This window comes from Streptococcus criceti HS-6, assembly GCF_000187975.2.
Taxonomy (GTDB): Bacteria; Bacillota; Bacilli; order Lactobacillales; family Streptococcaceae; genus Streptococcus; species Streptococcus criceti.
The window spans coordinates 1,661,521-1,672,793 of the sequence record NZ_AEUV02000002.1 but is presented as its reverse complement, the minus strand read 5'-3'; the positions used below and the strand labels follow the sequence as shown (position 1 = coordinate 1,672,793).

Below are 11,273 nucleotides of genomic sequence, written 5' to 3'. Positions count from 1 at the left end.
TTCCAGCTAAGACAGGTGTTCAGGCTACGGATGCCGATTCTGAAGAAAATGTTAAGTACACGAAACTTGGTCACTACGTCCCAAATATTCCAGTGCCAAACTTCCCAGACAATCCTTATCCGAATGATCCTGACGATCCAACCCAACCAGAACAACCTGGTAATCCCAACTATCCTGTGATTCCAATCAAGCCAGGATACACACCTTACGATCCAGAAGGCAATCCATTGCAACCGGTAGTTCCAGGTAATCCTACTCAGGGCTATATCCCGCCGGCACCAATAGATCCGACTAAAGATACCCCTGTAAACTATCTTGCGGATATTCAAAAAGCAGTGATTGATTTTGTACAGGAAAATCAAGATAGTACTACACGCACTCCGATGACATCAATTGATGAAACAGGTGAAACAGGCTTAACTATTCCTGCGACTGGTTATCAAAGAGTATTAGATGGCTATCTTAATGCTGGTTATGCTGTTGTGAGCGATGATTTCAAAGGCACTAAGACATTCGATACCGATTCAAATCGCGATCAGACCTTCACTGTAGTTCTTAAAGAGCGTCTCGAACCAATCGGACCAAACATTCCATTTAATCCTGGTCAACCGGTAGATCAGCCAGAGCCAAACAAGCCAAATCCAAATTGGCCGGAATCTGTACGCGATTTCCAAACAACTAAGGACATTCATCGTATCATCAGGTATAGATTCGAAGATGGTTCTCAAGCCAGTGTGGATGTGACTGATGCAGTAAGATTTGAACATACAGCTAAAGTTAATTTGGTGACAGGTGTTATTATTGATGAATCATGGACAGCAGTAGATGGTGATACAACCTTTGATGCCGTTACCTCACCGGTTATTGCTGGTTACATCGCAGATAAGGCAGCAATCGCTGAAAAAACGGGTTTGACACAAAACTCTGCAGATGACAGTCATGTGGTTATTTATAAAATTCTTGGTCACTACATACCAAACATGCCAGTACCAAACTTCCCGGATAATCCATATCCAAACGATCCGACAGATTCAACTAAGCCAAAGCAGCCAAGCGATCCAGATTATCCGGTGATTCCGCATAATCCCGGCTATACACCAGTTGATCCAAACACCAACACACCCTTGACTCCGGTAGATCCTAACGATCCATCTAAAGGCTATATACCACCAACGCCAGAAGATCCAACAAAGGATACCCCGATCAATTACGAAGCAGATACTCAAAAAGCCATTATCAACTTCGTAACCGAGACTAATCGTCAACTATCACAATTAACGGAAGCTGGTAAGTCAGAAGAAGCAATTCCGTCAACAGACTATACCATCACACTTGCGGGCTACCTCAAAACAGGTTACGCTCTTGTTAGCGATGACTTCGGTGGCTATCAAGTATTTGATAAAGATAAACTTGCAGACCAAATCTTTACCATCATTCTCAGAGAACGCATCGAACCATTCGATCCATCTAACCCACCAGTACCAGGTCAGCCAGTAGAACCGAACGATCCTAGCAGCCCAGTATGGCCAGATAATGTTAAAGATCAATCGGGAACTGAGACAGTTACTAGGACCGTTAAGTATGTCTACGCTAAAGACGGGTCACAAGCGTCTGCTCCAGTATCAGAAACATTGACCTTCACTCGCCAAGCTAAGGTTAACTTAGTAACTGGTGAAGTGACATTTGATGAATGGACAGCAACTGATACAATATTCGATGCCGTTACCTCGCCGGTGATTGCTGGCTTTATCGCAGATAAAGCAAAAGTTGCGGAAGTGACAGGTGTTCAAGTGAAAGATCCGGATTCTGAAGAAGTTGTTAAGTACACGAAACTTGGCCGCTACGTACCAAACGTGCCAGTGCCAAACTTCCCAGCTAATGCTTATCCGAATGATCCGACAGATCCAACTAAACCAAAGCAGCCAGAAGATCCAGATTATCCGGTGATTCCGTATAATCCTGGCTACACACCAATTAACCCAAACACCAACATGCCATTGACACCAGTGGACCCTAACGATCCAAGTAAGGGTTATATTCCACCAATCCCAGAGGATCCAACTAAAGATACACCAATCAACTATGTTCCAAACCTACCAGAAAAAGAAGTTCCGAATGAACCAGCTATTCCGAAAAAAGCAGAAATGCTTGCTCAATCAGCTAAGGCTGAAGCTGAAACTCCGATTGCTGAAGGACCAGCCGTGACTGCTAAAGAACTTCCTAAAACTGGGGATAAGGGGGCTCAGCCTTCACTAGTAGGCCTGCTGGCACTATTTGTAGGAAGCATACTGGCATTTGGTAAAAAACGCAAAGATGAAAAATAAAGAGAAACTTTAATAAGCTTACGAAGTCATCTATAGTTTTCAACTACCAATGGTAATCCTAAGGGAACCTTTATCAACTGCAGTTGGCAGACAAAAAGGGCTGAGATAAAATAATTTCTCAGCCCTTTTCGAGATCAAAGAGAGAATGGGCAGAAGTCGATTTATATAAAAAATTGACTTCTATCCAACCTCCGCACAGTTCATCAGATATTTTAGCACCAATGAACCCCTGCTGGCTGTTTTTCCTTTTGCCGCAAGGCTAAAGCGAAAAAACTAGCCAACGGTTCTGATGCCATCACCTACAGTAAAGCTAGAATCTAATTTTTTCTTAGTATCGATTGGCATAATCGCCTTTGGCTCATTCTCGGTTTTCTTATGCTATAAGAAGGATCTGATTTATCCGCTTGAAAATCTAGTTTTACCTGTCACAAAAAAAGCATGACATCTCATTCCTCAAACGAAGGGAAAATGTCATGCTTTTTTCATTTCATAGAAAAATTCTTAAGCTAGAGCTAGTTTTCTTCCTTTTTCTTTCCCGTAAAGAAGACTGTAAATGTCATGATCAGACCGACTAGGCTGAGGGCGGTTGCTGATTTCTCCTCGGTCCCCGTTTCCGGCAAGGACTTAGCCTCAGTTCGCTTAACTTGTTTAGCTTGAGCAGCGGTTGACTGATTTCCTGTCTTGTCAGCGAGAGGTGTGAGGTTAAAGCTAGCACTTGGTAGATCTTGAGTTTCTCGTTGAGCTCTTGCTTCAGACTGATTTTCTTTAATCAATTGGTCGCTGATAATAGCTTGACCGACTGGCTGACCTTGACGATTGACATAGGTCTCTATAGTCAGCAGATGGCGACCATCAGGTCGGTCTTGATAGGTATGGGCCGTTTGAACGGTGACATAGGTCTTGTGGTTCATCTCCGGTATATCAACCGTTTTACCGGCGGCCTCTTGATCTTTGATGTATTGGACAAAGGTTTCGGTATCAGGATCAATCGCACCGATCAGAGGAGCATTGCGCAACACAGAGAAACCATCACCACCACCATAGAGGAAGTCGTTGATGACCACCTTGTAGGTCTGATTCGGATCAATTTCGCTGCCGTCATCCTTATAAGCTTTGACCACTTTATAAGGTGTTTCCTTGCCCCCAGCAGGATTATCGGTATAGAGATAGTGAAGCCCAGCCATTTGAAAGAAATAGCGTTGTTGCTCGTCATATTGTTGGTTAAGGGCGTCATAAATCTGTTGGCCTGTCAGCTGAACAACTTGTAAGACATTACCAAATGGCTGAACGGCTTGGGCAGCTCCCCAAGTGATAGATTTGTCAGGATTAACAATCAAATCTGAACGAACACCACCATTATTTGTTAAAGCGAAATCAACATCAGGATAGGTTTTACGAGCAATGGTCAATTGTCCTTGAGTAACCAAATCACCAACAGCTGTTTCCTTATCTTGGTTGGTCTCCCGAGTGATAGCTTGAGGAAATGTAGCAGTTCCGATTTTAGCCTGCGTGACAGTTTTCACTCGCCTGCTGGCATCGTCAACAATAGCTTGAAGGTCAGGACTACCTGCCTTACCTGGTGCTACAGGAATAATTTGAGCGCTTGGGATATCAGTAAAATCACCTGTATCGGTATCTAAGACGCCGCGAACATCTTCAAAAGCCTTACCTTGGGAAGTGGCCTGAACGACACGTGTTCTGCCAACCACCCCATTAGCGTACTTGTGACTGTGACCGGCAAAGAAAATATCGACACTGTTGTCTGGATAAATTTGGTTGAGCTTATTAAGGATCGGCACAGCATCACCTTCGAGTTCACCCGCATCATTGTCAGCAGCGACGTGAGCCAGAACACCAATAGCATGGACGCCTTGGTCATTTAATTCCTTGGCATATTTGGCAATGGTTTCAGCCTCATCTAGGAAAGTGTAGCCTTCGAGATTTTTCCTCAAGACGAGATTGGGAATTTCAGTCGTAACAATACCAATATAGCCCATCTTGACTTTTTTACCATTAATAGGAATAGTTTTGATAGCATAGGGCTGCCAGCCAAAGGGAATCTGATTCGTCTTTTGGTCAATGATATTGGCGGCTAGGATCTGCTGTTTAGCAGCTTCTTGCTGGCCATCAGCTGAATATTGGTCGACAATAGGATCGAATTTACCCGGTTCCGGTGCTTGTCCTTGAACGATTCGGTTGTACTCAGCTAAACCTTCATCAAATTCGTGATTACCAATAGTTCCGAATTGGACATCCATTTGATTAAAGGCTTTAACAGTTGGTTCGTCCTGCAGAAGACCTGAATTGGCAGGACTGGCTCCAACCATATCACCTGCTTGTACTCGAGTCGTGTCACCCTGTGGATGCTCAGCTTGGAATTGCGTCTGAGCATCATCCATATAAGCATCAAGCTGGGCAACACCGCCGGCATCCCTGACAGGCCCATCTGGCATAGAAGCCGTCCCCGTCGTATCCAAGGCTCCGTGAAAGTCATTGACTCCAAGAACTTGGACATCTACTTGATCCGCCGCTGCCTGAATGGATAAAAAACTGGCTCCAGCTACCAAAGCAAGCAGTGAACTTTTTAAAAATATGTGTTTTTTCATAAACACCTCCATAATTTTTTCTAACCAGCATAAGTTTACAATGAAAATCCGAATATTTCAAGAGTATTTTGTTTTATCATTCAAATTAAAGCGAACAAGATAAAAAGAGGAAGTCGCGATTTGCTGAATAGTTTTCATAGAAACTTATTTCTTGACTTTGCTAACCCAGGAGACTATAATAATTCTCACGAGAACTAAAATGTTTTCAAGAAAAAGCGAGGTGTTTTCATGAAAGATCCTTTTGATACTTTCAGAAACTTCATCAATTCTATGGAAACTAGTGTTCAGGAATTGGCCAAGGTTCACGGAGTTGAGCATTTGGCTGGCCCTCAGGGGTTCACTGTCTCCTATCTCTTTGAAAACCGGGGTAAAGAAATTTTCATTAAAGACATAGAGGAAAAACTGGAGATTTCCAAGTCTGTCGCTAGTAATCTCATCAAACGAATGGAAAAGAATGGCTTCATTCTGGTCAAATCTTCTCAAAAGGACAAACGTTACAAGCAGATTGTTCTGACTGAGCTAGGTTTGGACAAGGCAGAGAAGCTAAAGGTTTTCCGAGCCAAGATCCATGAGAAGCTTCTGAATGGCATTGATAAGCAAGACATGGAAGTGGCCCGTCGGGTTTTTAAGCAACTGAAATCAAATTTAGAAAAGTAGGAAGAGTATGTTTAAAATATTTAAACGCTTAAGCGCTAAAGAATGGGGCATGATTGTTCTGTCGACCGTCTTTATCTGTTTAGCAGTTTGGATGGATTTGAAGACACCTGAATATATGTCTAAAATTACAACCTTACTGCAGAACAAGGGGACGACAACCTCAGACATCATGGACCCCGGTTCGAAGATGCTGATGTTCTCATTCGGCAGCTTTTTGATGGCCGTCTGTGTTGGTTTCTTAGCAGCCAGAACAGCTGCTAGTTTTACCACCCGTTTGCGCTCGGATATTTTCAATCAAGTAGCGGATTATTCGCAGGCTGAAATCAAGCAGTTTTCTGTTCCGAGTCTCTTGACACGGACAACCAATGACCTGACCCAGCTGCAGATTATGATTACCATGGCGATGCAGGTGGTTACACGGGGACCGATTATGGCAGTCTGGGCTCTGACAAAGATTTGGGGCAAGAGCGGTGACTGGACCAAAGCTGTCGGTGTGGCTGTTTTAATTGTTTTCATTCTCTTATCTGTTCTCTTATTTGTGGCTTTTCCCCGCCAGCGTAAGGTTCAGGGCTTGACTGATGCCCTTAATGCAACGACCCGTGAATCTTTGACAGGTGTCCGAGTCGTTCGTGCTTACAACGCCGAGGCTTACCAAGATAAAAAATTCCGCGAGGAAAATGAAAGCTTGACCAAGCTGAACCTCTTTGTTTATCGGCTCATGTCTTTGATGAACCCTGTGATGACGATGGTTTCCAGCGGTTTGACGCTAGCGATCTATTGGATCGGGGCGCATTTGATTTCGGATGTTTCCATTCCTAAGGTCGATAAAACTAGCCCTATGGTTATGAAAATGGTGGCAGAAGCAGCCAAGGCTATTAAAGACCGTATCTCCATCTTTAGTGATATGGTGGTCTTCTCTTCTTATGCCATGCAGGTTGTTATCGGCTTTATGATGATGGTGGCTATCTTTATCATTCTGCCAAGAGCCTTGGTTTCTGCTAAGCGGATTAATGAGGTATTGGCCTTAGGACCATCTGTAACATTCAAGAAAGTGTCCAAATCCGATAACGGTCATAAAGGAGAAGTAGAAGTCCACGATGTTTCTTTCCGCTACAGTAAGAATTCAGCAGCGGTTATTGAGCATGTCTCTTTCAAGGCAGAAAAAGGACAGACGATTGCCTTCATCGGCTCGACCGGTTCTGGTAAATCTACCTTAGTTAATCTCATTCCACGTTTCTATGATGCCACCGAGGGTTGGATCAAGATCGATGGTGTCAAGGTGCAGGACTACAGCCACGATGACCTCAACAACAAGGTGGGCTATATTCCTCAAACGGCTGTCCTCTTTAGCGGCACCATCCGTTCCAATATGGAATTCGGTGAAAGTGCTCAAGGTCACTTGAGTGATGACGCTATTTGGGATGCTCTCGAATTAGCTCAGGCCAAGGACTTTGTCCAAAGTAAGGACAAGGGTCTGGATACCGAGGTGGCCCAAGGAGGAACCAATTTCTCAGGCAGGCAAAAACAAAGGTTGGCTATTGCCCGTGCTCTTGCCCGTAAACCTGAAATCCTCATCTTTGATGATTCCTTCTCAGCTTTGGACTATAAGACTGACAGGATTTTACGTGAGGAACTCAATAAGAAAACTAGCGATCTAACCAAACTGATTGTTGCTCAACGGATTTCAACCATCATGGATGCTGATCAAATCATTGTACTTGATCAAGGTAAGGTTGTCGGCCAAGGAACTCATAGGGAACTGTTGGCCAGCAACCCTGTCTATCAAGAAATTGCCTACTCACAACTTTCAAAGGAGGAATTGGACAATGAAGACTAAAAAGACCTCTCTAATCAGCCAAATGACTCCTTATTTGAAAGGGTACAAGGCTCTCTTTGGTTTAGCTGTCATCTTTTCAATTGTTTCCAGTACCATTACCGTTATTGGACCAGATAAGCTGAAAGAAATGACCGATACCATGACCAAGGGTCTGGCTGGTAAGATTGACTTGGATAAAATCGGTTCCATTGCCCTGACACTTGCCCTCTTGTATATTGGTGGGGCGGTCGTCTCTTATCTGGCAAGCTTTATCGTTTCAACCCTGATTCAACGTTTTTCACAACGCTTGCGGGATGCTATTGCTGATAAAATCAACAAGGTTCCCCTCAAATACTTTGATAGTCACGCCCAAGGAGATACCCTGTCTCGGGTAACTAATGACGTTGACTTGATGACCCAGTCCTTTAACCAAAGTCTGGTCACCATGGTTTCGGCTATTGTACTTTTAATCGGATCCATCTTGATGATGATTAAAACTAACGGTGCCTTAGCAGGAACGGCTATCGGCTCAGTCCTAGCAGGGTTTGTGCTGACTGGCTTTATCATGGCTCGCAGTCAGCCGCTCTTTAAAAAACAACAGGCTAACCTAGCCGAAGTTTCTGGTTATGTTGAAGAAATCTATACTGGCCACAATATTGTGACTAGCTATAATGCCCGCCAAGAAACCAAAGAAGTCTTTGAAAAACTTAATAAGAACCTCTACACTAGCATGTGGAAGTCCCAATTTTTCTCTGGTATTATGATGCCCATGATGCAGTTCATCGGAAACTTTGGTTATGTCATGGTTTGTATTGTTGGGGCCCGCATGGCCATCAATGGCGATATTACTATGGGAACCATTGTTGCCTTCATGACCTATGTTCGCATTTTTACCCAGCCGATTTCTCAAATCGCCCAAGGCATTACCCAACTCCAAGCAGCCAGAGCTGCTATGGGACGGGTCTTTGAATTCCTTGGTGAAGAAGAAATGGAAGTAGAAGATGCTAAATCCAAGCAACTGGACAAGGTTAAGGGAGATGTCGCCTTTGAAGATGTCTTCTTTGGCTATAATCCTGATAAGACAATCATCCATGACTTCTCAGCACAAGCCAAGGCCGGTCAAAAAATTGCGATTGTCGGTCCAACAGGTGCTGGTAAAACGACCATCGTTAATTTACTCATGCGCTTCTATGAAATCAATAAGGGTAAAATTTCTATCGATGGTATTAATATCCATGACATGAAACGCTCGGAAGTCCATGATGCCTTCTCCATGGTCTTGCAAGATACCTGGCTCTTTGAAGGAACTGTCAAAGAAAATCTGATTTTCAACCAAGACCATATCACGGATGAACAGGTGCTGGCAGCGACCAAGGCTGTCGGTGTCCACCACTACATCAAGACCCTGCCTAAGGGCTACGATACTGTTTTGGATGACTCGGTTACCCTATCTGTCGGACAAAAGCAGCTCATGACTATCGCTCGAGCCTTACTCAAGGACTCACCGCTCCTGATTTTAGACGAAGCAACCTCATCGGTTGATACTCGGACAGAGGAGCTGATTCAAAAGGCTATGGATAAACTGATGGAAGGACGGACGTCCTTCGTCATCGCCCACCGCCTGTCCACTATTCGCAATGCCGATTTGATTTTGGTCATGAAAGATGGCAATATCATCGAACAAGGTAACCACAATGAGCTAATGACTCAGAATGGCTTCTATGCGGATCTCTATAATTCACAATTTGTTTCTGCCTAATGCTGGCAGCAAATCCCGAGCCCAAAAGGCCGGGATTTTTTAGGTACGAAATAGCTGATAGCCAAAAAATTAGGAAGTCCTATACAGGATCATTAATTTAAAGATTCAAGGAAAACTGAGATTTTTGCACAGCATTGTAGGCGTGTTCCGTTTTCAATGACCGATCCTTGTAATTTTCAAAGAGGATGCACTGGACAGGCAGCAGAGCAGCGAGAGATGAATAGCAGTTATAAGAAAGGTTAGCAAATTCAGATGCACCTACGAAAGAGGAGATTCTTCCTGTTTTTAAGTGTGTTTTCAAACAATTTCAGAAAATGATTATTTTTTCAAAAAAAGACTTACGAAAACATTTTTATTTTGCTAAGATAAGTAGTGACTCAATGAGTTCAAATAGCTTATATAGCGATAAAAGTATTATTAGTAGTCTGTAAAAATGAGCTTTTTCGAGGAGAAACAGACCCTTCTATGGTTTTGATGTTCTCTCTTTTTGAAAGACTCTTTTTTATTGGCTTGTAAATCGCTTTTACCGATTGAAAGGAGAATTTTTTGAAAGAACATACGCAAATGACTACTGGCAAGGCAGCTGTCCCTGTCAAACATCCTTGGCTAGCTATGGCGGGGTTGCTCATTGGTGCCTTTGTTGGGATGTTGTCCGAAACATCACTCAATATTGCCCTGCCTAAATTAGAAACAGCTCTGGGCGTAGGGACCTCCTCCCTACAATGGCTGGTAACCGGTTATATGCTGGTTATCGGAATTGTCCTGCCCTTGTCTAGTCTGATTTCTAAGTGGTTTACAACCCGCCAAACGGTAATCTTCGCCTTAATCGCTTTTATTGGTGGTTCAATTATTTCAGCCTTGGGAACAGACTTCGGTATGGTACTGGCTGGTCGAATGATTCAGGGTATCGGAACTGGCTTGATTATCCCCTTGCTTTTTACCGTAGCCATGAAAATATTCCCTATGCAAAAATTGGGGGCTGCTATGGGGGTCAATGCCCTAGTTATCATGTTTGCACCAGCAGTGGGCCCTACCTTGACAGGACTGCTCTTGGCCAAACTGTCTTGGCGATATATTTTCTGGGCTTTTGCTCTTATCTTGACCATCGCTTTGATCTTATCTCTTGCTTTTCTGAAGAACATCGCAGAGCTGACCAAACCCAAGGTTGACTTCCTGTCTGTTTTGTCAAGTGTTCTTGGCTTTGGTGCCTTAGTTGTCGGTGTCAGCTTCGCCAGCGAAAACGGCTGGGGGTCTTCGATTGTCCTAGGTTCACTTGTTATTGGTATTCTAATTTTAGCTTTCTATACCTATCGCCAGCTGCAACTGAAACACCCTATCCTCAATTTGAGAATCTTTTCTAAACTGGACTTTAGTACGGCAGCCATTCTGGTAATGTTAGACTTTGCAATTATCCTGTCAGCTATGTATCTCTTCCCGCAATTCATTCAAAATGGGATGAGCCTGCCAGTTGCGATGACCGGGATTATCATGTTACCCGGCGGCATTGTCAATGCTATAGTTTCAGCAGTATCTGGCCGTCTTTATGATACTCTAGGGGCACCAATTCTTGCTAGACTGGGATTTGCTATTGCGGTAATCGGGGCTATCATGCTGCTTTTGGTAAAACCGAGCTCATCTGTCGCCTACATTATTACAGCTCACATCGTCTTAATGATTGGTTGTCCTTTGGCTATGTCACCTGCCCAAACCCATGCTCTCAATAGTTTAAGGGGGGCAGAATCTGCTGATGGTTCAACCATCATGAACACCATGCAACAAATCATTGGTGCTATTGCCACAGCGTTGGCAACCAGTTTCTTGGTCCTCGGTCAAAAGCATTACCAAGGTGAAAGCAAGGCTCTTGCCTTTACCAATGGTGTTCACTATGGATTTTATTTCACCTTAGGTTTGGCAGCAATCGCCTTTTTGCTCAGCTTGACCTTGAGAAGACACAAGAATAGACTAAGAAAGTGATTCTCGAAAGATCAGCTTAAACTTGTATCGAAATAGCAAACAGTTGGGAATAATCTCAGCTGTTTTACTTTATCTATATCAAATTTTTAACCATTTTAGCAATTTATGGTATCCTAGGAGAAATTCTAAATCACAGC

General features: G+C 43.5%; 6 protein-coding genes. 5 read left to right on the top strand and 1 reads right to left on the bottom strand.

Annotated features, from left to right (window positions below; genetic code table 11):
- Positions 1-92: 92 nt before the first annotated feature.
- Positions 93-2,324, top strand: coding sequence for a mucin-binding protein (locus STRCR_RS07840; RefSeq protein WP_004226036.1), 2,232 nt, complete (start codon positions 93-95; stop codon positions 2,322-2,324).
- 512 nt (positions 2,325-2,836) lie between these two features.
- Here STRCR_RS07840 and STRCR_RS07835 read toward each other — a convergent pair.
- Positions 2,837-4,930 (bottom strand): surface-anchored 5'-nucleotidase, encoded by a 2,094-nt coding sequence (locus STRCR_RS07835; RefSeq protein ID WP_004230053.1) that lies wholly within the window; start codon positions 4,928-4,930, stop codon positions 2,837-2,839.
- Positions 4,931-5,158: 228 nt separating this feature from the next.
- Here STRCR_RS07835 and STRCR_RS07830 point away from each other — a divergent pair, with 228 nt between their 5' ends.
- The 4 genes from STRCR_RS07830 (at position 5,159) to STRCR_RS07815 (ending at position 11,136) form a co-directional block, all read left to right on the top strand.
- On the top strand, positions 5,159-5,587 hold the full coding sequence (locus tag STRCR_RS07830; protein WP_004226691.1) for a MarR family winged helix-turn-helix transcriptional regulator: 429 nt from the start codon (positions 5,159-5,161) through the stop codon (positions 5,585-5,587).
- A gap of 7 nt (positions 5,588-5,594) precedes the next feature.
- Complete coding sequence (locus STRCR_RS07825; RefSeq protein ID WP_004227787.1) at positions 5,595-7,424, top strand: ABC transporter ATP-binding protein; 1,830 nt, start codon at positions 5,595-5,597, stop codon at positions 7,422-7,424.
- On the top strand, positions 7,414-9,162 hold the full coding sequence (locus STRCR_RS07820) for an ABC transporter ATP-binding protein (RefSeq protein ID WP_004228419.1): 1,749 nt from the start codon (positions 7,414-7,416) through the stop codon (positions 9,160-9,162). The genes STRCR_RS07825 and STRCR_RS07820 overlap by 11 nt, the downstream gene beginning before the upstream one ends.
- Positions 9,163-9,708: 546 nt before the next feature.
- Complete coding sequence (locus STRCR_RS07815; RefSeq protein WP_004225737.1) at positions 9,709-11,136, top strand: DHA2 family efflux MFS transporter permease subunit; 1,428 nt, start codon at positions 9,709-9,711, stop codon at positions 11,134-11,136.
- The last annotated feature ends 137 nt before the right edge of the window (positions 11,137-11,273 follow it).